25 protein-coding genes are annotated in these 24,788 nt (G+C 36.8%); 8 read left to right on the top strand and 17 right to left on the bottom strand.

Going from position 1 to position 24,788, the window contains the following annotated elements; translation table 11 throughout:
• Positions 1 to 41: 41 nt before the first annotated feature.
• From FJA49_RS13070 to FJA49_RS13050, 5 genes are all read right to left on the bottom strand, one after another.
• Positions 42 to 686: an NAD-dependent epimerase/dehydratase family protein gene (locus tag FJA49_RS13070; protein WP_140001365.1), complete on the bottom strand. Its 645-nt coding sequence runs from the start codon at positions 684 to 686 to the stop codon at positions 42 to 44.
• A gap of 205 nt (positions 687 to 891) precedes the next feature.
• Positions 892 to 1,386, bottom strand: a complete 495-nt coding sequence (locus tag FJA49_RS13065; protein WP_140001364.1) for an SRPBCC family protein — start codon at positions 1,384 to 1,386, stop codon at positions 892 to 894.
• Between the two features lie 176 nt (positions 1,387 to 1,562).
• Complete coding sequence (locus FJA49_RS13060) at positions 1,563 to 2,966, bottom strand: hypothetical protein (RefSeq protein WP_140001363.1); 1,404 nt, start codon at positions 2,964 to 2,966, stop codon at positions 1,563 to 1,565.
• Positions 2,967 to 3,040: 74 nt separating this feature from the next.
• Positions 3,041 to 4,147, bottom strand: a complete 1,107-nt coding sequence (locus FJA49_RS13055) for a helix-turn-helix domain-containing protein (RefSeq protein ID WP_140001362.1) — start codon at positions 4,145 to 4,147, stop codon at positions 3,041 to 3,043.
• A 27-nt stretch (positions 4,148 to 4,174) separates the two neighbouring features.
• Positions 4,175 to 4,756 carry a hypothetical protein gene (locus tag FJA49_RS13050; RefSeq protein WP_140001361.1) on the bottom strand — a complete coding sequence of 194 codons (582 nt, stop codon included), beginning with the start codon at positions 4,754 to 4,756 and terminating at the stop codon, positions 4,175 to 4,177.
• 113 nt (positions 4,757 to 4,869) lie between these two features.
• On the opposite strand from FJA49_RS13050, the gene FJA49_RS13045 reads away from it, so the two are divergent.
• From FJA49_RS13045 to FJA49_RS13025, 5 genes are all read left to right on the top strand, one after another.
• Positions 4,870 to 6,441 (top strand): Na+/H+ antiporter, encoded by a 1,572-nt coding sequence (locus FJA49_RS13045; protein ID WP_140001360.1) that lies wholly within the window; start codon positions 4,870 to 4,872, stop codon positions 6,439 to 6,441.
• 218 nt (positions 6,442 to 6,659) lie between these two features.
• On the top strand, positions 6,660 to 7,133 hold the full coding sequence (locus tag FJA49_RS13040) for a MarR family winged helix-turn-helix transcriptional regulator (RefSeq protein WP_140001359.1): 474 nt from the start codon (positions 6,660 to 6,662) through the stop codon (positions 7,131 to 7,133).
• A 9-nt stretch (positions 7,134 to 7,142) separates the two neighbouring features.
• On the top strand, positions 7,143 to 9,533 hold the full coding sequence (locus FJA49_RS13035) for a 3-hydroxyacyl-CoA dehydrogenase/enoyl-CoA hydratase family protein (protein ID WP_140001358.1): 2,391 nt from the start codon (positions 7,143 to 7,145) through the stop codon (positions 9,531 to 9,533).
• 22 nt (positions 9,534 to 9,555) lie between these two features.
• Positions 9,556 to 10,737, top strand: a complete 1,182-nt coding sequence (locus FJA49_RS13030; protein ID WP_140001357.1) for an acetyl-CoA C-acyltransferase — start codon at positions 9,556 to 9,558, stop codon at positions 10,735 to 10,737.
• A 243-nt stretch (positions 10,738 to 10,980) separates the two neighbouring features.
• A complete protein-coding gene (locus tag FJA49_RS13025; protein WP_140001356.1) occupies positions 10,981 to 12,786 on the top strand; it encodes an acyl-CoA dehydrogenase family protein in 1,806 nt (601 codons plus the stop codon).
• 78 nt (positions 12,787 to 12,864) lie between these two features.
• Here the strand turns inward: FJA49_RS13025 and FJA49_RS13020 are convergent, their stop codons facing one another.
• The 4 genes from FJA49_RS13020 to FJA49_RS13005 all read right to left on the bottom strand — a co-directional run bounded on the left by FJA49_RS13020 (position 12,865) and on the right by FJA49_RS13005 (position 15,190).
• Positions 12,865 to 13,035 (bottom strand): lmo0937 family membrane protein, encoded by a 171-nt coding sequence (locus FJA49_RS13020; protein WP_140001355.1) that lies wholly within the window; start codon positions 13,033 to 13,035, stop codon positions 12,865 to 12,867.
• 42 nt (positions 13,036 to 13,077) lie between these two features.
• Positions 13,078 to 13,239 carry a lmo0937 family membrane protein gene (locus FJA49_RS13015; protein ID WP_140001354.1) on the bottom strand — a complete coding sequence of 54 codons (162 nt, stop codon included), beginning with the start codon at positions 13,237 to 13,239 and terminating at the stop codon, positions 13,078 to 13,080.
• A gap of 24 nt (positions 13,240 to 13,263) precedes the next feature.
• Positions 13,264 to 13,857: a DUF4142 domain-containing protein gene (locus FJA49_RS13010; protein ID WP_140001353.1), complete on the bottom strand. Its 594-nt coding sequence runs from the start codon at positions 13,855 to 13,857 to the stop codon at positions 13,264 to 13,266.
• A gap of 130 nt (positions 13,858 to 13,987) precedes the next feature.
• On the bottom strand, positions 13,988 to 15,190 hold the full coding sequence (locus FJA49_RS13005; protein WP_140001352.1) for an NAD(P)/FAD-dependent oxidoreductase: 1,203 nt from the start codon (positions 15,188 to 15,190) through the stop codon (positions 13,988 to 13,990).
• Positions 15,191 to 15,363: 173 nt separating this feature from the next.
• Between FJA49_RS13005 and FJA49_RS13000 the strand changes: the two genes are divergently transcribed.
• Entirely contained in the window at positions 15,364 to 16,566 is a 1,203-nt protein-coding gene (locus FJA49_RS13000; RefSeq protein ID WP_140001351.1) for an LETM1-related biofilm-associated protein, read from the top strand.
• A 33-nt stretch (positions 16,567 to 16,599) separates the two neighbouring features.
• Here FJA49_RS13000 and can read toward each other — a convergent pair whose 3' ends face one another.
• The 4 genes from can to FJA49_RS12980 form a co-directional block, all read right to left on the bottom strand.
• Positions 16,600 to 17,235: a carbonate dehydratase gene (gene can, locus FJA49_RS12995; RefSeq protein ID WP_140001350.1), complete on the bottom strand. Its 636-nt coding sequence runs from the start codon at positions 17,233 to 17,235 to the stop codon at positions 16,600 to 16,602.
• Positions 17,236 to 17,299: 64 nt separating this feature from the next.
• On the bottom strand, positions 17,300 to 18,970 hold the full coding sequence (locus FJA49_RS12990; RefSeq protein WP_140001349.1) for a SulP family inorganic anion transporter: 1,671 nt from the start codon (positions 18,968 to 18,970) through the stop codon (positions 17,300 to 17,302).
• 84 nt (positions 18,971 to 19,054) lie between these two features.
• Positions 19,055 to 19,348, bottom strand: a complete 294-nt coding sequence (locus FJA49_RS12985; RefSeq protein WP_140001348.1) for a hypothetical protein — start codon at positions 19,346 to 19,348, stop codon at positions 19,055 to 19,057.
• A 153-nt stretch (positions 19,349 to 19,501) separates the two neighbouring features.
• Positions 19,502 to 19,981, bottom strand: coding sequence for a Dps family protein (locus FJA49_RS12980; protein WP_140001347.1), 480 nt, complete (start codon positions 19,979 to 19,981; stop codon positions 19,502 to 19,504).
• A 118-nt stretch (positions 19,982 to 20,099) separates the two neighbouring features.
• On the opposite strand from FJA49_RS12980, the gene FJA49_RS12975 reads away from it, so the two are divergent.
• Positions 20,100 to 21,044, top strand: a complete 945-nt coding sequence (locus FJA49_RS12975) for a hydrogen peroxide-inducible genes activator (protein ID WP_140001346.1) — start codon at positions 20,100 to 20,102, stop codon at positions 21,042 to 21,044.
• Positions 21,045 to 21,088: 44 nt separating this feature from the next.
• Here the strand turns inward: FJA49_RS12975 and FJA49_RS12970 are convergent, their stop codons facing one another.
• The 4 genes from FJA49_RS12970 to FJA49_RS12955 all read right to left on the bottom strand — a co-directional run bounded on the left by FJA49_RS12970 (position 21,089) and on the right by FJA49_RS12955 (position 23,220).
• A complete protein-coding gene (locus FJA49_RS12970; protein WP_056070947.1) occupies positions 21,089 to 21,286 on the bottom strand; it encodes a hypothetical protein in 198 nt (65 codons plus the stop codon).
• Between the two features lie 147 nt (positions 21,287 to 21,433).
• Positions 21,434 to 22,099 (bottom strand): tRNA (5-methylaminomethyl-2-thiouridine)(34)-methyltransferase MnmD, encoded by a 666-nt coding sequence (gene mnmD / locus FJA49_RS12965; protein ID WP_140001345.1) that lies wholly within the window; start codon positions 22,097 to 22,099, stop codon positions 21,434 to 21,436.
• 18 nt (positions 22,100 to 22,117) lie between these two features.
• Positions 22,118 to 22,573, bottom strand: coding sequence for a hypothetical protein (locus FJA49_RS12960; RefSeq protein ID WP_233590155.1), 456 nt, complete (start codon positions 22,571 to 22,573; stop codon positions 22,118 to 22,120).
• Complete coding sequence (locus FJA49_RS12955; protein WP_140001344.1) at positions 22,573 to 23,220, bottom strand: DUF4920 domain-containing protein; 648 nt, start codon at positions 23,218 to 23,220, stop codon at positions 22,573 to 22,575. Before FJA49_RS12955 ends, FJA49_RS12960 begins: the two co-directional genes overlap by 1 nt.
• Positions 23,221 to 23,509: 289 nt before the next feature.
• On the opposite strand from FJA49_RS12955, the gene FJA49_RS12950 reads away from it, so the two are divergent.
• Entirely contained in the window at positions 23,510 to 24,577 is a 1,068-nt protein-coding gene (locus tag FJA49_RS12950; RefSeq protein WP_140001343.1) for a branched-chain amino acid aminotransferase, read from the top strand.
• The last annotated feature ends 211 nt before the right edge of the window (positions 24,578 to 24,788 follow it).

Raw genomic sequence — 24,788 nt, 5'->3', positions numbered from 1 at the left:
CGTTTGGTTAAATAGTGTACCAAAAGTACAAAAAGATTATACTATTTTGCCAATTCCTTAATGTCTTGTATTTCCAAAATAGATTTAGGATACCCTTTTCTCACTGCATTAATCATAGCCTGGCCCACCTGTTCCATAGTCAGTGAACTTTTAGGAAAAAAGATTGGAAATAGCGGGATGATAATTTTGAAGATTGTCTTTACGTTTTTCTGTTCCTTAAAAGGCTTCATAAATCCCGGACGGAAATTATATTCTGCTTTAAAAGACAGCTTTTGCAATGCATTTTCTGTCCTGCCTTTTACCCTTGCCCACATAATTTTTCCTTTTTCGGAACTGTCTGTATGACTCCCGGATACATACGTAAAAACCATATTCGGATTGAGGGATGCCAATGTTTGGGCAAAAGCCAATGTCGTATCATACGTAATATGCGTAAAATCGGCTTCATTCTTACCTACAGAACTGATTCCGGCACAATAAAAACAAGCATCATAACCTTTTAGAGCTTCTGCATGTTGTTCCAATTTCATAAAATCAGGTACGATAAGTTCCTCTAATTTAGAATGTTTGAGGACTGAAGGCTTACGATTTACCATCAGCACTTTGGTTACAGCTGAATTTTCAAGACATTCTAACAGAACGCCTTCACCTACCATTCCGGTAGCACCAGTAATGATTACTTTCATTTCAATTATAGATTTAATTGTCTTTTTTATACTTGCAAAGTTCACTACAAAGCAACACTATCGTTTTGTTAGAAGGTTCAAATTATTTTGTTGTAAAGCTCAACAAAAACTATTGGTTATACTTGAATCCCAACGTCATACTAATATATAAAAAAGGCTGCCAAGTTGTACTCGCAGCCCATGATATCCTTTATAAAAAATCGTATTACGACTCCAAAAGCACATCCAGATTTTCCAATCCGGCAGTAAATCCTTCTTTGAAGCCCATTTCAATTATCTTTTCAAGGTCTTCTAGTTCCTTATATGATATTTCGATGTTTACAATAGTTGACTTCGAATTTTCTTTAAAGGTATTCGTCCAGAATGATCTTGGAAATTCGGTATTTAAAACACCATTTTCATCACAAAAAGCATCAAGTGCAGAAAAACTTTCACCTTCTTTAATAGCGTGATAGTCAGCTCTAGCCCAATGTTCCGAACCATCCGGTCCGACCATAGCATAAAGCCAAAATCCTCCTTCTGTAAAATCCATAGATTTAGTTCTGGCTTTCCAAGGCTTTGGTGCCCACCATTGGTCTAAAAGCTCACTTTTTGTCCAGGCAGCCCATACTCTGTCCCGAGTTGCTGCAAATTCTCTTTCTACTCTGATTTTTTTATTTTCCTTATCAACAGTAAAATTCATTAAAAGATTGTGTCCCATTTTTTTTTAATTTAAATTATTCAATATTATCTGGTTAGCAAAATACTTTATGTGAAAATTTAGAAAATTGCTTAATCGATTATTTATTAGCAACCATTCAGTTGCAAATATAAGCAACTTTTTGGTTGCGCAAAATGTTTTAGTATTTTTTTTTAGACAATACAGTTGAAAATGAGTTACCAAACGTAAAGAATAGAGTAAATATATGGCCCGGAGCCTGTGTATAATAAATTCAGCTGATCCGCTAAATAAATTCCATTGACTATGAATTTATAGCGATACTCTCCTTTTTGAAGCGTAACAGTACAAATCCATCGGTCGTTTATCTGTTGCATCGGTATTGGTTTCCAGTCGGAGAAATCACCAGATAACAAAACTTGTTCCGCACCTTCAAAATCGTTCATTTGAAACGTCACGGTTTGATTTTGCTGCTTTCCAAATAATATGGCTACATAATTTTCTGGATTTTTATCAAATACTTTGGTAAAATAGTGATTGCTTTCTTCAACTCGACCTTCTTTTCTATTAGCAACACCAAGCCATGTATCAATTTCCAAATTTTCCGGTTCGTATTTTTTAAGACATTCAAAAAAACGGACACCATCGTTTGCCTTACCAATTGCTATGGCTTGTATTCCCAATTCAATGGCGTCATGGTTTTTAAAATTGTACTCTTTTGGATGGTATTGTCGTAAAGAATCATAGGCTGAAATGGCACCTTCAATGCCATCCGTACTATACTTATTGAGTATAATCTCACTAATACTCTTAGGGAAATAGGTAGCCATATCCTGAAAATGTTTTCCCTTTTTTAATTCCTCAACTAATGAAATCACAATCGGAGTTTTAAAATCGTTTTTATAGTACAGGTGAACCCTTTTCTTTTTTAGCTCCACAGCCATAGAATAATTGGTTATGGTATTACTTGGTTTCTTTTGAGCTGTTCGTTGGAGGATAGTGACAATATCTTGCAAAGCATAAGTACTATTCTGCTTTAAATAATCATTGGCTGCATCTCTGCGCCAGCAAGCTTCATGATGTCCATTTTTTATACAATAATTAGTCAGAGTAAAGTTGTCAGTTGTTTTCCGTGCTATAAAACTTCCGTGAACGGTAGCATAATCACCGCTGGCGTCACCTATGAAAAGCTGTGCGCCTGTTAATCGGATCAAATTAAATTTTGAAATGAATTTCAGGGCTTCTTTGACCGTTTTGCAATTTTTCAGGATATAAGTAACTACTTCTTCTTCTCTAACCTGTTTTTTAGGATCATGGGAAGCAGGTACTGCATCAATTGCTGTATAATCCAGAAACAAACCATACTCATTCATTCCGCCTTGTGGATTTTTATACATGAGGTTGTTCATTTTTTCATCAGCCGACAGTTCCGTCCAAATCATATAACCGCATGATTTCCCCGTAGCGGGAAAATACCATAACCGATACGAAAGAGAGGGATCTTCATCTTCATTGTTTCCAATCCAGACATTTCGTCCGTCGTTGGCCATAAAAATTGTACAGGCATTTGATAATTCTATGCCGAAAAAAATCAATGCTAAAAAAAAGAGTGTGGATTTCATAAATAGCAGTTTAAACGGCCAAAATTAGCCTGAAAAACATGCCTGTCTGTTCGTGTTTATCCAGCCGAACCGATTTATCGTTGATTATTTTGCTTTTGATATTGGGTAGGCGACAAACCAGTCCATTTCTTAAAAGCCGTATTAAAAGTGGTCTTTGAATTAAAACCCGAAGCAAAGGCAATGCCCAACATATTCAGTTCTTCCGACTTGTCAGACAACAGCAGTCGTTTTGCCTCTTCTACTCTTTTGCTATTGATATAGTTGTAAAAATTATTGCCGGTTACTTCATTAATCAGATAAGAAGCATCATGTATACTGATTTTGAGTTTTTCAGCCAGAATCGGGAGACTTAATTCATTGTCTAAAAAAATCTTTTCGTTTGTCATTAATCTGTCGAGTTGTTCCGATAGTATTGCAATTTCATTTTTTTCCAAACGTGTCGATCTCTTTGAATCGTCATTTTGCGGTGTTCCAAAAAGCTCTGAAATGTCCTGTAATTTTTTCTTATCAAAAGCAAAAATAGTTCGTTGCCTGATCGAAAAATACGCCAGAAAAAAAGCCGATATAGCATAAACAATCGGCATTACTTTTAGCATAAAAGACATTCCTATCAAAGCATCATTGAGCCAGAATATCAGGACTAGAGCCAGAATCAGTAAAAAATACCGAAGCCAGTCCAAATTAATTTCTTTGACTGATGCAGTTATCAGTCGTAGGTTCTTTTGATGGCGTACTAAGGCTAAATAACTCAAGCCAATATATAACAACAGCTGTACTGGCAATAAATCCCTGACCAGGAAATCAGCATATCCAATGCTAAACAATTTTTGTCTGATTAGGCTTCCATCACTAGAAAAAAGAAAGCATTCAATAAATACATAGAATAGAAAAGGTAAAAAATGCAACCCATCTTTTGGTGTAAGAGTCTTGGTGGGATTTACAAAGTAAAGCGTTGCCAGTAAAAGGCTTGGCGCCATCAGAAATTGTATGGCATTTAGAAATAGAATCAGATGACCGGTTGCTTCTCTAAAACTGATTCCTAAAAAAGAACTGCCCATAAGGAATACAAAAAAGGCAAGCCATCTATTTGCTTTGCTGTTTTGTTTCAATGGATGAAAGAAAAGCAAGAAGCTCAGAAGGAAGCACGATCCCGTAGAAAAATACATTAGAGCAAGGTTCATTTTGAGAAAATTTAGTAGGAAGCCATATTATCGTCTAGGAGTAATTAATTGTAATTGATCTAATTCATCTAACATTTCAACAAAAAGGTACTGTAACGATTTCAAGACAGTGATGTCCCTTACCGTTTCGTTCAAAAAGAAAGAAAGTTCAAAATTATTATCTGGAAGCTTTTCTTCCCAAATTCCTTTTTGATCAGATATCAAGATATTTACATCTTTTTGTAATGCAATAGAATCACGTATTTTCTTATTTCGTAAAAGAGATTTCGTCTTAAACTCATTATTTGATTTTATAATAAATGCCTTGTCAAATTCAGGATAACCAATCTCTACGTCCTGAGCACCAAATAACTTTTCAATTTTTCTGGTAAAATCTGCCCTGTAAATTTCAAATTGAAAATTATCTACCAAAATTATCGGGGCAATTATTCTTGTCACTTTTGTACTGAACTTTCCTGACCATATAGTATAATTATCAAAGACAATTAGCCATTTATTATGCTCAATTTCTGTTCGGTCGGAATGCCACGAATAGCCTTTCACAAAACTACCGCCAGTCTCTTTGGCAAATTCTTTCCAAATATTATTCTTCTCTTTGAGTAGGGTCATTATTCAATTTTTAATTGTAATACATAGTATGAAATCAAATATAAATAAAGTGTTTTTTAACATTTACAAAAGACACTTTCAAATTTATATATATTTGTATCAAAACAATCTCAATGTTGCACGAATTTCCTTTTTATCTTGCCGTTATCTTGGCAATTATTTTTTTGGTAATGCTTGCCAATAAAATCAAGGTTGCCTACCCAATCCTATTGGTCTTCGCTGGTCTGGCTATCAGTTTTATTCCGGGTATTCCGTTAGTCAAAATTGATCCCGAATTGATATTTATTATCTTTTTACCGCCACTTTTATATGAAGCAGCATGGTCTACTTCATGGAAAGAGCTTTGGCGATGGCGCAGGATAATTGGCAGTTTTGCCTTCCTGATTGTTTTTCTTACGGCCTTAGCTGTAGCAATTGTTTCGAATCATTTTATTCCCGGATTCTCTCTGGCACTTGGTTTCCTTTTAGGCGGTATTGTTTCGCCTCCAGATGCTGTGAGCGTAGGTGCCATCCTAAAATTTGTAAAAGTACCCAAACGATTAGCATCTATGCTGGAAGGCGAAAGTCTGCTAAACGATGCTTCCAGCTTGATTGTTTTCCGATTCGCCTTAATTGCCATCGGAACAGGACAGTTTGTATTGCAAGAAGCAGTCCTTAATTTCAGCTGGATGATATTTGGCGGAATCGCTATTGGCGTATCCATCGCTTATGTGTTCTTTAAAACACACAAGATTCTGCCAACTGATGTCAATATGGATATAGTACTGACTCTTGTTGCTCCCTATATTATGTATATGGTTGCTGAAGAACTGCATAGTTCCGGTGTATTATCTGTTGTTAGCGGTGGTTTATTCCTATCTAAAAGAAGCCATCAATTTTTATCAAGCAGCAGCCGATTGCGAGCCGTAAACTTTTGGGAATCCTTGGTCTTTGTACTCAACGGATTGGTATTTATGTTTATCGGACTTGAACTTCCTGAAATTGTTGACGGTCTGGGTGCTATAGGTCTTTCTACTGCTATAGGATATGGAGTATTGATTACTGGAGTATTGATTGTCGTGCGGATTCTTTGCGCTTATGGTGCTGTTATCGTCACATTGATTGCCCGCAATTTTATTACCGTAGCCGAAACCAGAAACCCAGGCATTAAAGGACCATTCGTTTTAGGATGGGCAGGCATGCGAGGCGTGGTGTCATTGGCAGCAGCCTTGTCTATTCCAGTTCATTTGGATAATGGCATGCCGTTTCCGCAGCGTCACCTTATTTTATTTATCACCTTTGTAGTAATCCTGCTTACCTTAGTATTACAAGGACTTACATTACCTTTTATTATCAGGAAATTCAACCTGCCAGAATACGACCATCCGTTAAGCGATGAAGAGTCATATCACCAAATGTACAAACAGCTTACACAGAAAAGTCTGGAACATTTAAAAAGTAACTTTTCAAAAGAACTTGAAGAACAGGCTGTTTTGCAACAAATGGCTCGGAAATGGGAAGACAGCAATTATCTTCCAGATGATGCTTCAATGATAATAGAGTGTAAAACGGTATATCTTTCCATACTCGATGAGCAGCGACAAATGTTACGTGTCATAAACCAAGATCACAGCGTTAATGAAGAAGTCGTTCGCAGGCATTTGCGTCGCTTAGATATTGAAGAAGAAAAGATGTCGTTCCAATAATCTTCATGAATTATAAAAATCAGCCAGGTCTATCACCTGGCTTTTTTTATGGTTTCCTTTTATCTAAACCATCCACCTAATAGATATTTTTTAGACCGTTATCAAAAAGTTAGAAAAACTTTAAAAATATTTTTTTTCTGTTAAAAAATAAAAATAAACTCATTTACTATGCGTGCATAATATTTTATTTTGTATATTTGGAATAACCTAATTCGAATATGAAAGATAAAACTATAGACTATATACTGAGAGCGACTTGGCAAGCCGTTTCCAGAATGTATAATGAAGAAGCCGCAAAATACGGCGCAACAATGGCCACAGGATTCGCATTGCTTAGCCTTGACAGAGACAAAGGTTCGCCATCAACAACTTTAGGTCCAAAAATGGGTATGGAACCTACCAGCCTGACCCGAACCCTGAAGTCAATGGAAGAAAAAGGACTTATAACCCGAAAGAAAAATCCTGTTGATGGACGTGGCGTACTGATACATCTTACAAAGTTTGGAAAAGAAAAAAGAGAACTTTCTAAAAACACCGTACTTAAATTTAATGAAAAGATCAGGGAACATATACCGGAAGAAAAACTGCTGCATTTTATTGAAGTTGCCGAAACTATCAATATGCTGATAGCAGACAAAAATATCTTCTCAGATATACCCGAAGAAAAACAGATGCAAACAACAAACAAATAATACTAAGGAATGAAACGACTGATCAAAAAAGTTGCTGTCATAGGTTCAGGAATCATGGGATCGGGCATTGCCTGCCATTTTGCAAATATCGGAGTAGAAGTACTTTTGCTTGATATTGTTCCTAGAGAGTTAACCGAGGCAGAACAAAAAAAAGGACTAACTCTTGAAAGCAAGGTTGTCCGAAACCGGGTAGTAAACGAACACTTGGCCAATGCCTTAAAATCGAAGCCCTCGCCTATCTACAATATAAAATTTGCCGACAGGATTACAACCGGAAATACTACAGACGACCTCTCAAAAATAGCAGACGCTGACTGGATTATCGAAGTAGTTGTAGAACGACTCGATATCAAAAAGCAGGTTTTCGAACAAATTGAAAAATACAGAAAACCGGGCACTCTAATTACTTCAAACACTTCCGGAATCCCAATTCATTTTATGAGCGAAGGAAGAAGCGAAGATTTCCAGAAACATTTCTGCGGAACACACTTCTTTAATCCGGCACGTTACCTTAAACTTTTTGAAATCATACCAGGTCCAAAAACTTCAACAGAAGTATTGGATTTCCTAAATAATTATGGTCAGCAATTCTTAGGCAAAACTTCTGTCATTGCCAAAGACACGCCTGCTTTTATCGGAAACCGTATTGGAATTTTCGGAATCATGAGCCTTTTCCACCAGGTTAAAGAACTGGGGCTTACAATAGAAGAAGTAGACAAGTTGACCGGACCAGTTATTGGCCGACCAAAATCAGCTACGTTCAGAACAGTAGATGTTGTAGGACTTGACACATTGGTGCATGTAGCCAACGGACTTTACGAAGGTGTTCCAAATGATGAAGCACATGAACTGTTCAAGCTACCGGAATTCATCAGCAAAATGATGGAAAACAAATGGCTTGGAAGCAAAACCGGACAAGGTTTTTATAAAAAAGTAGACAAAGACATCTTATCGCTTGATTTAGATACTTTAGAATATAGAGCTCCAAAAAAAGCATCTTTTGCGACATTAGAACTCACAAAAACAATTGACAAACCAATTGACCGCTTTAAAGTTCTGGTAAAAGGAACAGACAAGGCAGGAGAATTTTACAGAAAGAATTTTTCTGGAATGTTTGCTTATGTAGCCAATAGAGTTCCAGAAATTACAGAAGACTTCTATAAAATAGACGACGCTATGAAAGCCGGTTTTGGTTGGGAAAATGGCCCATTCGAAATCTGGGACGCTATTGGTGTTGAAAAAGGAATCGAATTAATGAAAGCGGAAGGATATGAACCTGCTGCTTGGGTTACAGATATGTTAGCCTCCGGAAACAAATCGTTTTACACTATCAAAGATGGTACAAGCTATTTTTATGACAGAGCTTCCAAATCTCAGAAAAAAGTTCCGGGACAAGATGCTTTTATCATATTGAACAACATTCGCGAAAGCAAAAAAGTATGGAGCAACAGCGGAGCCGTAATACATGATTTGGGTGATGGAATCCTGAATCTGGAATTCCAATCCAAAATGAATACTATTGGTGGCGATGTACTTCAAGGAATCAACAAAGCTATCGACTTAGCAGAAAAAGAATACAACGGACTGGTTATTGGAAACCAAGGAGCTAATTTCTCTGTTGGTGCCAATATCGGAATGATCTTTATGATGGCAGTTGAGCAGGAATATGATGAACTGAATATGGCCATCAAATTATTCCAAGACACTATGATGCGTGTTCGCTATTCTGGCGTTCCTGTAATTGTAGCACCGCACGGAATGACTTTGGGTGGTGGTTGCGAAATGAGCATGCACGCTGACAAAGTTGTAGCAGCAGCGGAAACGTATATCGGTTTGGTAGAATTTGGAGTTGGTGTTATTCCTGGCGGAGGTGGTTCTAAAGAAATGGCTTTGAGAGCTTCTGATCTTTTCCGAAAAAATGATGTAGAATTAAATGTACTTCAGGAATATTTCCTAACGGTTGCTATGGCTAAAGTATCAACTTCAGCTTATGAAGCGTATGACTTAGGCATCTTACAACACGGAAAAGATGTGGTGGTTGTAAATAAAGACCGTCAGATTGCAGAAGCTAAGAAACATGCCTTAATCATGGCAGAAGCCGGTTATACACAACCTGTAAAACGCAAAGATGTAAAAGTTCTAGGAAAACAGGCATTGGGAATGTTCCTTGTTGGAACTGACAGTATGGAAGCCGGACATTACATTTCTGAACACGATAAGAAAATTGCCAACAAACTGGCTTATGTTATGGCTGGAGGTGATTTGTCCGAACCGACATTGGTTACTGAACAATATCTTTTGGATATTGAAAGGGAAGCCTTTTTATCATTATGTACCGAAAGAAAAACTTTGGAAAGAATCCAGTACATGCTGACCAAAGGGAAACCATTGAGAAACTAATCGAGATTAAAGAGACTAGAAAATGAAAACAGCATATATAGTAAAAGCATACCGCACAGCCGTTGGAAAAGCGCCAAAAGGAGTATTCCGATTCAAGCGTCCAGACGAGCTTGCCGCAGAAACCATTCAGTATATGATGAATGAGCTGCCTGATTTTGACAAAAAAAGAATCGATGATGTTATGGTTGGTAATGCCATGCCAGAAGCTGAACAAGGATTAAATGTTGCCCGTCTGATTTCTCTTATGGGACTTAAGATAGACGATGTTCCAGGAGTAACCGTTAATCGTTACTGTGCTTCTGGTTTGGAAACTATTGGAATGGCAACAGCCAAAATCCAATCTGGAATGGCCGACTGTATTATTGCAGGTGGTGCTGAAAGCATGAGCTTTATTCCGATGGGAGGCTATAAACCAACACCAGATTATGCCGTGGCTAAAGAAGGCCATGAAGATTATTACTGGGGAATGGGACTGACGGCAGAAGCTGTTGCAAAACAGTTTAAGGTTTCCAGAGAAGATCAGGATTTGTTTGGTTACAATTCACATCAAAAAGCGTTAAAAGCACAAGCAGAAGGCAAATTCGACAAACAGATAGTACCAATTACTGTTGACCAGACTTATATTGATGAAAACGGAAAGAAAGCGACTAAATCCTATACCGTTACTAAAGATGAAGGCCCAAGAGCTGATACTTCATTGGAAGCTTTAGGCAAATTGAAACCGGTGTTTGCAGCTGACGGAAGCGTTACAGCCGGTACTTCTTCTCAAATGAGCGATGGTGCCGCCTTTGTAATGGTCATGTCCGAAGAGCTTGTAAAAGAGTTGAACCTTCAGCCTATTGCAAGATTGGTAAGTTATGCTGCAGCTGGAGTTGAGCCAAGAATCATGGGAATTGGTCCTGTTAAGGCTATTCCAAAAGCATTAAAGCAGGCTGGAATGTCATTAAACGACATCGAATTGATTGAATTAAACGAGGCATTCGCATCGCAGTCATTAGCCGTTATTCGTGAATTGGGAATCAATCCTGATATCGTAAACGTAAACGGTGGTGCTATTGCATTGGGCCATCCACTAGGTTGTACCGGAGCTAAACTTTCCGTGCAATTATTTGATGAAATGAAACGCAGAGGCAACAAATACGGTATCGTAACTATGTGTGTAGGTACTGGACAAGGAGCTGCTGGGATTTATGAAATACTATAATAGTTGAAAGTTGATAGAGGATAGTTGATATGAGACATCATTTTAAATAGTTGAAAGTTGAGAGGGAATAGTTGATATGAGACATCATTTTAAAAGTTTAGAATTTAGCGGATAGCTATGAGTTTTCAAAATTCTTTGCAGTCCTATTCTCTAACTTTCAACTTTCAACTATCCTCTATAAACTATAAACTATCCTCTATTATCTATTATCTCAAAAAGTTTAACAAAAAAACAAAAAATACAATGGCAGATACTATCGAAAAAGACGTTACCCGCGGCGGGCAGTTTTTGGTAAAAGAAACAAAATGTGAGGACATTTTTACTCCGGAAGATTTTTCGGAAGAACAATTAATGATGAAGCAGACGGTAAAAGAATTCGTGGATAAAGAAATCTGGCCGAATAAAAACCGTTTCGAAAATAAGGATTACGCCTTTACAGAAGAATGCATGCGTAAAGCAGGAGAATTAGGTCTGTTAGGTGTTGCTGTTCCTGAAGAATATGGCGGACTGGGAATGGGATTTGTTTCTACCATGCTGGTTTGTGACTATATTTCCGGAGCAACCGGATCATTTTCCACCGCTTTTGGTGCCCACACCGGAATCGGGACTATGCCAATTACATTATACGGTACGGAAGAACAAAAGAAAAAATACGTTCCAAAATTAGCTTCAGGCGAATGGTTTGGGGCTTACTGTTTGACGGAACCAGGTGCTGGTTCTGATGCTAATTCTGGTAAAACAAAAGCAGTATTGTCTGATGACGGTACGCATTATAAAATCACCGGACAAAAAATGTGGATTTCCAATGCCGGATTCTGCAGTCTTTTTATCGTGTTTGCGAGAATTGGAGATGATAAAAACATCACAGGGTTCATTGTTGAAAACGATCCGTCTAACGGAATTTCAATGAACGAGGAAGAACACAAATTAGGAATCCGTGCCTCCTCTACCCGTCAGGTATTTTTCAGTGACACAAAAGTTCCGGTTGAAAATATGCTTTCAGAAAGAGGAAACGGCTTTAAGATTGCTATGAACGCTCTTAACGTTGGCCGTATCAAACTAGGTGCTGCCTGTCTTGATGCGCAAAGAAGAGTTTCTTCCGGAGCTATAAAATATGCTAACGAAAGAATACAATTCAATACGCCTATTGCTAATTTTGGTGCTATCCGTTCCAAAATTGCTGAAATGGCAACTTCATGCTATGCAGGAGAAAGTGCTTCTTACCGTGCAGCTAAATCTATTGAAGACCGAATCAATGCACGAGTAGCAGAAGGCTCTTCACATCAGGAAGCAGAATTGAAAGGTGTAGAAGAATTTGCTATAGAATGTTCTATCCTAAAAGTTGCTATTTCTGAAGACATACAAAACTGTTCTGATGAAGGAATCCAGATTTTAGGCGGTATGGGATTCTCTGAAGACACACCAATGGAAAGTGCCTGGAGAGATGCTAGAATCGCTAGAATCTATGAAGGAACAAACGAAATCAACAGAATGCTTTCTGTTGGAATGTTGGTTAAAAAAGCCATGAAAGGTCACGTAGACTTATTAGGTCCTGCTATGAAAGTAGCTGAAGAGTTAATGGGAATTCCTGATTTTAACACGCCTGATTATTCTGAATTGTTTGCAGAAGAAAAAGAACTGATTGGCAAATTGAAAAAAGCATTCCTTATGGTTGCCGGAAGTGCTGTACAAAAATACGGCCCGGATTTGGATGGGCACCAGCAATTATTAATGGCTGCTGCTGATATTCTTATCGAAATCTATATGGCAGAATCAACCATCTTAAGAACAGAAAAGCTGGCAAAAGCAAAAGGTGCTGAAAATGTAAAAGAGCAAATTGCAATGGCACAGTTATACCTATACAAAGCCGTTGACATCGTTAATGCTAAAGGAAAAGAAGGCATTGCTTCATTTGCTGAAGGCGATGAACAACGAATGATGTTGATGGGACTAAGACGTTTCACTAAATATACCAATCTTCCTAATGTGGTTGCTTTGCGTGAAACCATCGCTTCCAAATTAATTCAAGAAAATCAATATTGCTTTTAATTGCGTTTTAATAGTTGGTAAATGGAAAAAGCCCGGGCATTTGCTCGGGCTTTTTGTTTGTTTTTGGCGGATCAAAACTTATAGAGGCTTCTTTCCTTGGATAATTCTAAGCAGTACGATAATGACCGCAATCACTAACAAAATATGTATCAAGCCATTAGTTGCGATTCCTGCTCCAAGAATCCCAAAAAATCCTAATGCCCAGATAATTACCAAAATAACTGCGATTGTATAAAGCAAATTTCCCATGATAGTGTTTTTTATTGGTTAGACTATTTGTTTATGAAGAGGTTATTCTAAAGGCTTTCTTCCTTGTATTACTCTTAACAGTACGACAATGATGGCAATCACCAACAAAACGTGAATAAGACTACTGGTAACCATTCCTCCGAAAAAACCGATGGCCCAGACAATAACAAGAATTACGGCTATTGTATAAAGTAAATTTCCCATGACTGTATATATTTAGTTGGATTATTATTTCTTAGCAAGTGTGGCTTGTAATTTTTCTACTTCATCATGATGGTTTTGCAAAGTGACAATCATACTTTCCAGATAGGCTTTAATTTCAACGCTCTTTGTTGCTTGAGCATCCTGAGTAAAATCTCCTATGGCATCATGATGTTCTTTATAAACACGATCCAGATAGTCCTTGTCAAAGTTTTTTGTATCGGCTTTACTTAGCTTATCATATTCTTTCTGCCCATCTTCCGTAATTGCTGTTGGAATAGAAATTTGTTTTTCTTTTGCCAAAGCAGAAAGTTTCATAAAAGATTCATTGTGATGTTTTTCCATCATCTTGCCTAAATCTTTAACGGCAGTTGAAACACCTTTAGACTGTGCTAACTTGCCCAGTTCTCTTTGTTCCAAATCAAAATCCGCAGCATCAACCAAAATTTCAGCGTCTTTTTCTGCTTCTTTAATAGTATCGAATTTGGCTTCGTTCTCGTCTTCTGCTACTTCTTTAGGGTCTTCTGTTTTGGATTCATTCTTACAAGAAATTGTTCCTAAAGACAGAGATAAAACACCCAGACTTAGGAGTGCTTTTCCAAAAATTGTTGGCTTTTTCATACGGTATAAATTTTTAGTTGGTTTGTAATTTTTTCTAGATTATCTAAATTACCCAATAAAAAAATTATCCTACTTACAGAATTAACTTATAATGTTATACGATTCAGACAAGTCCAATTTTAGCATGAAATTACACCCGGTCAAAAGAGAAAATAGCCGCATCTTTATTTTTCTTCCCCAATAAAAGGTCTGTTATGATTTCTGCGGCAATCAGGCTAAAAGTAATCCCGTTGCCTCCAAAACCCAAAGCAAAATAGCTATTAGGCATTCTGTCATAAATGCCTATAAAAGGAAGTCCGTCCTTTGTAGCTCCAAAAGTTCCTGTCCAGCTAAACTCAGGTTTGAAATCCAAATACGGGAACAGTGTATTGATGTCTTTTGTTAGCTGTTTGGTCTTTTTAGAAATCAATTTATTTCTTTTATCAGGATTATGGAATTCTTCATCTCTGCCGCCTACAAGCACTCTGCCATCCGGCGTAGTTCGCATATAGAGATAAGGATTAGCAGTATTCCAAATAAGGACTTCATCTTTCCAAAACTTCTTTTCGTTATACTGTTCGCTTACCACAGCATAGGTCGATTGCAAGTCAACAATTTTTTTGTCAATAAACTCTACAACTTCATAACCAGTGGCATACACTACTTTTTTTGCTTTGATTGTAAAACCGGATTCGGTTTTAAGGACTGCACCATTTTTCTTAGTATTGATTTTTACAATAGGACTCCGATCATAAATATCAAGCTTGCTGCCTTTTTTGGCTTGTAACAATTTATGGGTAAAAGCATAAGCATTGGTCTGGGCCGCTTGTGCAGAAAGAATAGCCAATGGAGCCTTAAATCCAAATTGTTCCTGAATTTGCTTTTCATCAAGAAGTTTGACATCAAAACCTGCCTGTTTTCTGGCTTGGAATTCTTTTTCCAACAAAGACACATCTTTTTTATAAGCAGCATACCAAAGACTTTTTTTTCTTTCAAATTCTTTAAGCTTGAGTTTCTTTGCTATCTCTTCCAATTTATCAATAGCATAATCGCATAAATGGTAGGCTCTCTCTGCCTTTTCTTTTCCAATCTTTTCGGTTAACACATGGAGCGGCGTATCAATTTCATATTGCAAAAGCGAAGTACTGGCAGAAGTGCTTCCTAAACCAATTGTTCTGGAATCAATCATCACACATTGGATTCCTGCATTGATTAAATAATAACGCACTAATGCACCGGAAATACCGGCTCCAATGATGACAACATCCGTCTCGATATCTTTGCCCAATTTTGGAAAAGTATAGGGCAATCCATCTTTGATAAGCCAGAAAGGCATTCCTGATTTTAGGTTCATAAACTGTACTTTAGTCTATTAAAAATAAGGATAAAGCAGCTAAAAGCCTTTATTGTTATGAGTAATTTAAGTTTATGTCTCATTTTTCAGATATAAAATACAACTAAAAGCAGTCGTCAATTATTTTTTGACTTCATAATAAAAAACATAGCTTTGCATCGTAAATTTGAATCATGATTAACCCTTCGGCACACGGCTGGATCGACAAGTTTTTTGCAGAACAAAAGTACCTGCAATATCCTGTTGTGGGTTATCCGTTGGAATTCTATAAAGACACTCGTGACACCGGTTTTATCTACGGCCATGTGGTTTCGTTTGATACACCGCAGCCTATTGATACCAAAGGCTGGATTTCTGAAGAGTTTTCAAAAGTTGCCTTACTGAATACGCTATATCGTGTATATGGTCTGGTTACTCACGATCCTGATCCAAAAAACTTTATCGCAAAAACGATTGCTTTTTATAAGGAAATGCATCCTAAAGGTTTTAATCTTTTGGACAAGATGCTTCCCGAAAGTACGCCTTCTCATAATCTGGAAAAGATTATAGCAGAACGAATACAGACAAATGAGGATATCATCAGCAAAAACTTTTCGCATATACTAACCAATGCTTTGCTGTTTGTAGATGTACTGGCATTTCAGCAATACCTGATGAACCACTCTATTCCTGATAATTATTTAAAAAAGCTGGAAGAAACCATCATCAGTATTATTTCTCTGGCTTTGAATACCAAGCTAAAGAAATCGAAATATGACGATTTGCTAATTAAGTTGTTTGAAGCATCTGTACGTTACACCAAATTCTCTAAAGTCAACGTGCAGGACATGGAAGCGCTTGGACTGGATATTTATACACAGAAATTAGAAAAACTATATCTGATTGATATGGCAGGAATGGCACTTTGGAGCGATATGGAAATGGAAAGCAATGAGGCTTACTTTTTATATGAACTGGCTAAAATCATGAATGTCCCTGATAATTTTGTCACTGAAAGCATTACCTCTACTGACAATTTCATCAATAAGTACAAAAAGCAGATTCCATATTTCAACTATTCCAATCCGGTCAAGCATTTTTACGACCAGGCTACACAGAATGTAAAAATACTGATTACAAGAAATAAAACCCGATTGGCTAAGGAACTATCTAACAATGGCGATTTGATGCTTCTGCTTACGCACTCTACTCATCGTAGTCTGGATGCTAAAGAAAAGAAAAAGGTGAAGAAACAGCTTTTGGAAATCTGCAAGACCATTCCGTCATTGACTATTTTCCTTCTGCCTGGCGGTGGCCTGTTATTGCCGATATTAATCAAATTTATTCCGCAACTGCTGCCTTCCACATTTAACGAAAACCTCGAATCTGAAGAATAAAAAAAAAGCCTCTTTTTCAAGAGGCTTTTTTATTTAGAATTTCAATTGGTAAACTTGATCCAAATCTTCGTTTCCGCACAGATTTACTTCCAGGTCTTTTACAATTCCGGAGTTCAGTCTGTAAACCCATCCGTGAAGGCATAAATCCTGTCCATTTCTCCATGCTCCCTGAACGATTGAAGTCTTAGCCAAATCATAAACCTGTTCTTTAACGTTCAATTCTACAAAAGCATCAAAACGCTCCTTTTCGTCAAGGATTGAATCCAAATAGTGATGGTGGTGTCTGTAAACATCCTTGATATGACGAATCCAGTTATCAATCAAACCGATAGAATCATTACCCATAGCAGCTTTAACGCCTCCACATCCGTAATGTCCACATACAATAACATGCTTTACTTTCAAAACGTTTACAGCATAATCCAAAACGCTAAGCATGTTCATATCTGAATGCACTACCATATTAGCAATGTTTCTGTGTACAAACACTTCTCCCGGCTGTGCTCCAATAACTTCGTTTGCAGGAACGCGGCTATCTGAACATCCAATCCATAATAAAGGTGGTGATTGGCCTTCTGCTAGTTTCTCAAAATATTTTGGGTCTTGGTTAATTTTAGATTCTACCCATTTCTTGTTTCCGTCAATTATTTTTTTATAAAAATCGCTCATTGTTTTTTGTATTATAATAGTTTTTAAATTTTAGTCAGCTCAGCTGACATTTTTTGGTTTCTTTTTAATTTTCTTTTTCTTTTCCGACTAATGCCATGCATCGGTCATAATCAGCTTTGGCTTGCTTTCTGGCTCTGGCTTCTTCATAATTTTCAAAGAAGACATGGTTTGCCTTGTCATCAATGTCATTTAATTCATATGCCTTTTTAAAGCCTTTCAGTTTTACCTTAATATTTTCATCAGCTGCCCTGATAGTGGCAAACTCATGAATCAAATCCAATACATCATGGGCAATATAAACCGTGTCAGATGCATTGATTACTACTTTAGAATTTTCAGGTATTTCAGCCAAAGTCGTCTTTATTGCTGCCTTATTCAGGAAGGATACTTCTTGTGCCAGGTCGATTCTGATTACATCACCATCTTCAAATTTTTCTTTTCTAAAACGATAAGCTCTTTTCAGGTTACCTCTCAAGATAAAGACAACACTGATAGCGATACCCAAAGCAACACCTTTTAACAAATCAAGGAAAACAACTCCAAGTAGCGTTACGATAAAAGGAACAAACTGATATTTCCCTTTATGCCAGAAATGCATGATTACTGTTGGTTTTGCTAATTTGTATCCTACCATTAAAAGAACGGCTGCCAATGTTGCCAAAGGAATTTTGTTCAAAAGAAACGGAATCGATACTACGCTGATTAACAACAAAACACCATGAATTATAGCTGACATTTTGGATTTTGCTCCTGCATTTGCGTTTGCAGATGATCTTACTACAACAGAAGTCATAGGCAATCCTCCAATGAATGAACTCAACATGTTTCCAATTCCTTGGGCTTTTAGTTCTACGTTCGTATCCGTATATCGTTTTTGGGAATCCATCCTGTCTGATGCTTCTATACATAAAAGTGTTTCAATAGAAGCTACGATTGCAATTGTGGCACCTACAACCCAAACTTTAGGGTTCATAAATCCAGAAAAATCAGGAGTAACAATGATATTCTTGAAATCATCAAAAGATTGCGGAACCGGTAAAGAAACCAAATGCTCTGTAGAAATAGCCAATGCGCTGCCCGAAGCGGTAAAAACTTCATTCAGTACTACTCCCACTACAACAGCTACTAAAGCTCCTGGAACCAATTTCAGCCTTTTTAAGAAAGCTATTTTATCCCATGAAATCAAGATTGTCAACGATATCAAGGTAATCAGGATCGCTCCAATATGCAGATGTCCTAACGAATCCATTAAAGATCCCAGAGCATTTCCACCGTTTTCTGCGAAAGTTTCATCACCTTCAAAATCGCTGTCGTATCCAACAGCATGCGGAATCTGCTTTAAAATGATAATAACTCCAATACCGGCAAGCATACCTTCAATAACATTAGTCGGGAAATAATTTGAAATACTTCCTGCTTTAATAAAGCCTAATATTAATTGAAGCATACCTGCAATTAATCCAGCAGTTAGAAATATATTGAAAGCACCTAAATCAGTGATAGCTGTAAGTACAATTGCAGTCAGGCCGGCTGCAGGACCAGAAACGCTGATATGTGATCGGCTTAAAAAACCGACAACAACACCTCCAACGATTCCAGCAATAATACCCGATAATGGTGGCGCTCCAGAAGCTAAGGCTATACCTAAACATAATGGCAATGCTACCAAGAAAACCACTAAACCAGAAGCAAAATCTGATTTAAGGTTAGCAAAAAGATTGATTTTTTTTGTCATACCTAAAAAAATTTAATACAAGGATTTTAGCCGCATTAAAAAACACGACTTCAGATTTTGAAGTTTTCAAAATCCTAAATTGTATTAAACCTGTTCAGGCGGAGGAGAAAAGATGGCCGAAGCCGCATTATCATGTTTCAGGCTATGCTGTGAAATGATAAGGCTTGAAGAACTTTCTGTATAGTGAGAGAAAGTAAGATAATCTGCAACTGTGAAGTCAGCTTTTAATTCTTTACAACTATTGTGGTTGTGCTGTTCTTCTTCTGACATACTGTAAACCATAGATGTGTCAACATCTTCTTTTATCAGCCCTACAACAGTAGGAGTGACAATAAAAGTCATAAACATTAACAACACTAATTTCACAGCCAGTTTCATATTTGCAAAATTAGAAATTTCAATCCTTATTTAAAAACAAGATAAATTAATTTAATCAAATTTTAACAGCAAAAAAAATGCAACAACTAAAGTCACTTAGATGTTGCATTTTTCATAGAAATCATGGAATTAATTTTCCAGGATCTTATTGACTTATATTTTTTCTTCCAACCAGGCTTTCATCATCCAGATTGTTTTTTCTTGTTCTTTAATAAAATCACTCATCATCGAGTTAGTACCTTCATCATTAGCATCTGCTGATTTGGCCAACAGCTCTCTTTCAATTTTTAGAAGATCAGACAAAGAAGTAACAATCAAATGTACGGCTTCTTCATCGACAGAAATATTTTTCCCAACTTTTAGCTTGTTGTTTTTTATATAGTCTTCAAAAGTATGCAATGGCCTACCGCCAATTGTAAGTACTCTTTCTGCAATCATATCGATTTTTAGCTGCGCATCGTTGTACAACTCTTCAAACTTTACGTGAAGGTCAAAAAAACGCTTTCCTCTAATGTTCCAATGTATTCCTCTCAGGTTTTGGTAATACACTTGAAAGCTGGATAGCAATATGTTTAAATCGTTTGATATTTCTTCGGTTTCTTTAATTGGCAGTCCTAAAATATTCGTTTTCATTTCTGTTATTTTTAATGGTTCTTAAAATTATCTACTATAAAGTTACAAAAAATAAGGCAATTCAAATCATAAATAAATATTATAGTTTTCTATATTTGCATCACAAAATATTATAACAATGACTATCACACAATTATATTATGTCCTGGCTGTTGCCGAGAATAAAAACTTTACGCTTGCTGCCGAAAAATGCTTTGTTACACAGCCTACGCTAAGTATGCAGATTCAAAAACTCGAAGATGAACTTGGTGTTTTGATCTTTGACAGAAGTAAAAAACCGATACAGCTTACTGAAATAGGACAAAAAATAGTAACTCAGGCTAAAAACATAGTCAATGAGTCTGACAGGATTCAAGATATTGTTGACCAGCAAAAAGGATTTATTGGAGGTGAATTTAAATTAGGGATTATTCCAACCATCATGCCTACGCTTCTGCCGATGTTCCTGAATAATTTCATTAAGAAATATCCAAAAATAAAACTGATTATCGAAGAGCATAATACGGAGGAAATTATCACCCGTCTTAAAAATGGCCATTTGGATGCTGCCATTGCCGCTACACCTTTGGAAGATGAAAAAATTAAAGAAATCGTCTTGTATTATGAGCCTTTCGTAGCTTATTTCCCTGAAAGCCACCATAGCTTCCATAAAGAAGAAATAGAAGTTGAAGATATTGATGTGGATTCGCTATTGCTTTTACAAGACGGGCATTGTTTTAGAGACGGTATTTTAAATTTATGCAAAAACGTAAACAATTCCGAATCATCAACGTTCCAGATCGAAAGCGGAAGTTTTGAAACCTTGATTAAGCTGGCAGATGAAGGATTAGGCACTACGCTTCTTCCCTATTTGCATACTTTAGATTTAAAAGAAAAAGACAAGCTGAAATTACGCCATTTTAAGGAACCAAAGCCAGCACGTGAAGTCAGCCTTATATTTCCAAAAAGCGAGCTGAAAATACACATTATTGACGCTTTGCGTCAGGTTATAGCCGGTGTTGTAAAAGGAGCCATCGTTTTTCAGAACGTACAGATCATAAGTCCACTGTCAAAAAAGAATTAAAAGAAAAAGGAATAATAAAAAAGGAGCCAATTGGCTCCTTTTTTTTATTTGTTTACAATTAATAGACATTGTTTCAATTCCGGTTTTTCGACTGTGTAGCTTAAAAGCCATTCCGTTAATTGCTCAATTTCATATGGAAGTAACGATCTTATCGCTTTTTCAAGCTCTTTGCAGAACAACAAGGGGTCGAAACTCACTCTTTCAAGAATAGATTTCGTATAAGCAAACATAGGTCTTGTCATAGTCAAAATTTAATTTGGAGGTTAATGCTTTTGTAAGAACGTTTGGTAAATTTACAGAAATTAAACACTCAATTCCCTAAAAAAACGTTAATTCACAAAAAGTATTGCATTAATTAACATTTAATTTTCGATTTGCAAACAGTAGCATCAAGCTAGCTTCCTCGCTCTCAGCATTTCCCTTTTTCCTGGCGGTCCAGGCAGCTTTTCAGTAACAAACCCAGCTCCTATCATTGCATTTTTTATAGGGCCACGGCAAGCATAGGTAACCAAAACACCTTCCGGCTTTAATGCCGCATACATCTTTTGGAAAATTTCCAAACTCCATAATTCCGGCTGTACCCTAAATCCGAAAGCATCGAAATAAATCAAGTCGTATTTATTAGTATCTGTTATTTCCTGAAACTTGATGTTTTGCTTCTCTAACGAAAAGTCAGTAGACAGTATTTCTCTTTGGTTCCATTCCGATTCATGCATCTTTAAAAAAATATCTTTTTCACTTTCTGCATCCAATTCTGCTACATAATTCATTTTAAGCACATCCTCGGCTGCAACGGGATAAGCTTCAATTCCTGTGTATTCTATCTTTTGCTGAAGCTTTTGTGCTTCCAGATAGGTTATAAAGGCATTGAGTCCGGTGCCAAAACCTATTTCTAAAATGGAAACGGACTGACCTTGAAATAAGGAAAGTCCGTTTTGTATGAACACATGCTTAGCTTCTTGTATGGCTCCGTGTTTTGAATGGTAGGTTTCGTTCCATTCAGGAAGCAGAATTGATGTCGAACCATCCGAAGTCTGGATAATTTCTCTTTTCATTATAGCCGCATGAATTTGTTATTCTATAAATAATTTTTTGATTCTTGGAATCGGTCCGCTGCATTTCACTTCATGACAGGTAACGCAAGCTGAAACTGCTTTGTTGAAATGAGCTTTTGCATTTTTAGGATCTTCATAAATCTGCTCCTGAGCTTTGATGAAAACGGCTGCCTGTTCTTTAAAAAAAGCATCGTTTTCAGCCTCATCCGTCATGGCTCTTTTATGAATTTCTAAAAAATGAGATGGAAACTTGCCAATGGTATCACCATTTTTAATACGTTCTTTCAAACGCTGATTATCCACATACATTTGTTCCATAAGAGCTGCCATTTCAGACATCTCATACATCTCAAACTCTTTTGCTCCTGTAGTTTTTTCAGGAACTTCTTTTTTAACAACGGACGGTACTTCTTCTTTCTTATTACAGCTTGAAAAGGCTATAATAATTCCAAAAAACAAAAGGTATTTCTTCATTATTTGCTGATTAAAACTCCGTCAGCCTGGAAAGCATAGGTAATTTTAGGCTGAGTAATTTTATCTATTTCTTCTTGTGATTTTCCACCATCTTTTGCGTAGTGCTTTAACTCGGCAACAGAAATTTCGTCAACAAAAGCTCTTCCGCTTACGATGGCTTCCTGGTTGTCTGCATTTAACGGAACAAAGAATCCATAATCTTTAAAACGTATAAAAGATTCTGCCTGGCCTGGCAATTCCATTTTCATCCAGCATCCTTTTTTCTTGCAGACAGAGTTTATTTTTGATTTGAATTTCACCGCTATCGTGTCTCCTTTTTTCATAGACTTGTACTTCTGGAACATCTGTTCTTTGCTCAAAGCCTTATCAGCTAAAATCTTACTTCCAAATGACGCGTACTCTACTTTTACTTCTTTAGTTGGAGTTACTTCAATTATTTCTTCTGGTTTAGCAGCAACTTTAGTTTCAACTTCCGCAGTTTGTGTTGCTTCAACAGGCGCTACGGCAACTGAATCTGTCTTAGGCAGACTATCTGCTGGAGCTTCAATAGTTTCTTCTGTTTTTTCTGTTTTTTCTGTTTCTTTATTTTTATCGGCACAGCTTGCAAAAATTGCCAGCGAACAAGCCAAAACAAATATATTTTTCATGATTGGTATTGTTTTTTTTTAATTCGTTACAAAAATAGAGAGTTTCATCAAAAGTAGCGCCCTCCTGATTAATAAATTTTATGTTTCATTGCTAATTATACAAGATTTTGAACCATCGGCGATCAATTTAGAAAAAGCAACAACCTATGGCAATATAATTCCCTTTTTATCCAAAAACTTTCCATTTTTTATTAATTTAGCATTGATAAAAGTTATTGAAAATCGGCATCAAACCATAATGCATCACAACTGATTTTCAATTGTTTAAAACCTAAACCAACCTCAACCAATGAATTTAAAAAATAATCCCGAAATTGACATTATTAGGGCATCATCAAGCAAAATTAATGATGTTGATTTTGAAAATCTTGTCTTCGGAAACATCTTTACTGACCATATGCTGGTTTGCGATTTCAAGGATGGAAAATGGCAAAAGCCTGTCATCAAGCCTTATGAGCCTTTCCTTCTTGATCCTTCTGCAAAAGTATTCCACTATGGACAAGCTATATTTGAAGGTATGAAAGCTTACAAAGACGATAGTGATGCTATCTGGCTTTTTAGACCTGATGAAAATTTTGACCGATTCAATAAATCGGCGGTAAGAATGGCCATGCCTGAAGTTCCTGAAGAAGTATTTTTAGGTGGTCTCCATGAAATATTAAGAATAGAAAAGGACTGGGTTAAAAAAGGAAAAGGCAATACGCTTTACATCCGTCCATTTATGATTGCAACAGGTACAGGTGTTGTAGCTGCTCCATCATCACAATATCGTTTTATGATTATCCTTTCTCCTGCAAAATCGTATTATTCAGGAGAAGTTAAAGTAATTATTGCTGAACATTATAGCCGTGCTGCCAATGGCGGTATTGGCGCAGCGAAAGCAGCCGGAAACTATTCTGCACAGTTCTATCCAACACAATTGGCAAATAAAGACGGTTTCCAGCAGATTATCTGGACAGACGATGCAACGCATACAAAATTGGAAGAAGCGGGCACCATGAACGTTTTTTTCCGAATCAACGATACTTTGTTTACAGCACCGGCAAGCGAAAGGATATTAGACGGCGTAACCAGAAAAAGTCTTATTACTCTTGCTGAAAAAGAAGGTATTGACATGCAGGTACGTTCCGTTTTGGTTTGGGAACTTGTTGAAGCAGCCAAAAATGGGACCTTAAAAGAAATTTTTGGAGCAGGAACTGCAGCTGTAGTGAATCCGATTGTTGGGTTTTCGTATAAAGGTGAATATTTTGAGCTTCCAAAAGTAGAGAACTCTATTGCTTTGCAACTAAAAGAAAAACTGACAAACATTCAATACAAGCTGGCTGAAGATCCTTTTGGCTGGACAGTTAAGATTTAGAAACTTTTAAAAATATAAGAATATGCTTTATCCATTTATGACCATCGGGCTTTTAATTGCGTTTATTGCTTATATTATATATTTAGCCCTAACGAAAAAACTAAAACAGAATATCAGTGCAGTTGTTTATCCCGGATTGTTTTTTATCTCGGTTTGGGTTGGTCTGTACTTCCTCGTTTTTAGATAATTTCATAAAAAAATCCCGAAACTA

Origin of the sequence: Flavobacterium microcysteis (assembly GCF_006385255.1) — a bacterium.
Taxonomy (GTDB): domain Bacteria; phylum Bacteroidota; class Bacteroidia; order Flavobacteriales; family Flavobacteriaceae; genus Flavobacterium; species Flavobacterium microcysteis.
This window is presented reverse-complemented; position numbering and strand designations above follow the sequence as displayed.

Bases quoted from the DNA above. Each gene is read 5' to 3' on its own strand.
- FJA49_RS13070 (WP_140001365.1), bottom strand. From the start codon at position 686: ATGAAAGTAATCATTACTGGTGCTACCGGAATGGTAGGTGAAGGCGTT.
- FJA49_RS13065 (WP_140001364.1), bottom strand. From the start codon at position 1,386: ATGGGACACAATCTTTTAATGAATTTTACTGTTGATAAGGAAAATAAA.
- FJA49_RS13060 (WP_140001363.1), bottom strand. From the start codon at position 2,966: ATGAAATCCACACTCTTTTTTTTAGCATTGATTTTTTTCGGCATAGAA.
- FJA49_RS13055 (WP_140001362.1), bottom strand. From the start codon at position 4,147: ATGAACCTTGCTCTAATGTATTTTTCTACGGGATCGTGCTTCCTTCTG.
- FJA49_RS13050 (WP_140001361.1), bottom strand. From the start codon at position 4,756: ATGACCCTACTCAAAGAGAAGAATAATATTTGGAAAGAATTTGCCAAA.
- FJA49_RS13045 (WP_140001360.1), top strand. From the start codon at position 4,870: ATGTTGCACGAATTTCCTTTTTATCTTGCCGTTATCTTGGCAATTATT.
- FJA49_RS13040 (WP_140001359.1), top strand. From the start codon at position 6,660: ATGAAAGATAAAACTATAGACTATATACTGAGAGCGACTTGGCAAGCC.
- FJA49_RS13035 (WP_140001358.1), top strand. From the start codon at position 7,143: ATGAAACGACTGATCAAAAAAGTTGCTGTCATAGGTTCAGGAATCATG.
- FJA49_RS13030 (WP_140001357.1), top strand. From the start codon at position 9,556: ATGAAAACAGCATATATAGTAAAAGCATACCGCACAGCCGTTGGAAAA.
- FJA49_RS13025 (WP_140001356.1), top strand. From the start codon at position 10,981: ATGGCAGATACTATCGAAAAAGACGTTACCCGCGGCGGGCAGTTTTTG.
- FJA49_RS13020 (WP_140001355.1), bottom strand. From the start codon at position 13,035: ATGGGAAATTTGCTTTATACAATCGCAGTTATTTTGGTAATTATCTGG.
- FJA49_RS13015 (WP_140001354.1), bottom strand. From the start codon at position 13,239: ATGGGAAATTTACTTTATACAATAGCCGTAATTCTTGTTATTGTCTGG.
- FJA49_RS13010 (WP_140001353.1), bottom strand. From the start codon at position 13,857: ATGAAAAAGCCAACAATTTTTGGAAAAGCACTCCTAAGTCTGGGTGTT.
- FJA49_RS13005 (WP_140001352.1), bottom strand. From the start codon at position 15,190: ATGAACCTAAAATCAGGAATGCCTTTCTGGCTTATCAAAGATGGATTG.
- FJA49_RS13000 (WP_140001351.1), top strand. From the start codon at position 15,364: ATGATTAACCCTTCGGCACACGGCTGGATCGACAAGTTTTTTGCAGAA.
- can (WP_140001350.1), bottom strand. From the start codon at position 17,235: ATGAGCGATTTTTATAAAAAAATAATTGACGGAAACAAGAAATGGGTA.
- FJA49_RS12990 (WP_140001349.1), bottom strand. From the start codon at position 18,970: ATGACAAAAAAAATCAATCTTTTTGCTAACCTTAAATCAGATTTTGCT.
- FJA49_RS12985 (WP_140001348.1), bottom strand. From the start codon at position 19,348: ATGAAACTGGCTGTGAAATTAGTGTTGTTAATGTTTATGACTTTTATT.
- FJA49_RS12980 (WP_140001347.1), bottom strand. From the start codon at position 19,981: ATGAAAACGAATATTTTAGGACTGCCAATTAAAGAAACCGAAGAAATA.
- FJA49_RS12975 (WP_140001346.1), top strand. From the start codon at position 20,100: ATGACTATCACACAATTATATTATGTCCTGGCTGTTGCCGAGAATAAA.
- FJA49_RS12970 (WP_056070947.1), bottom strand. From the start codon at position 21,286: ATGACAAGACCTATGTTTGCTTATACGAAATCTATTCTTGAAAGAGTG.
- mnmD (WP_140001345.1), bottom strand. From the start codon at position 22,099: ATGAAAAGAGAAATTATCCAGACTTCGGATGGTTCGACATCAATTCTG.
- FJA49_RS12960 (WP_233590155.1), bottom strand. From the start codon at position 22,573: ATGAAGAAATACCTTTTGTTTTTTGGAATTATTATAGCCTTTTCAAGC.
- FJA49_RS12955 (WP_140001344.1), bottom strand. From the start codon at position 23,220: ATGAAAAATATATTTGTTTTGGCTTGTTCGCTGGCAATTTTTGCAAGC.
- FJA49_RS12950 (WP_140001343.1), top strand. From the start codon at position 23,510: ATGAATTTAAAAAATAATCCCGAAATTGACATTATTAGGGCATCATCA.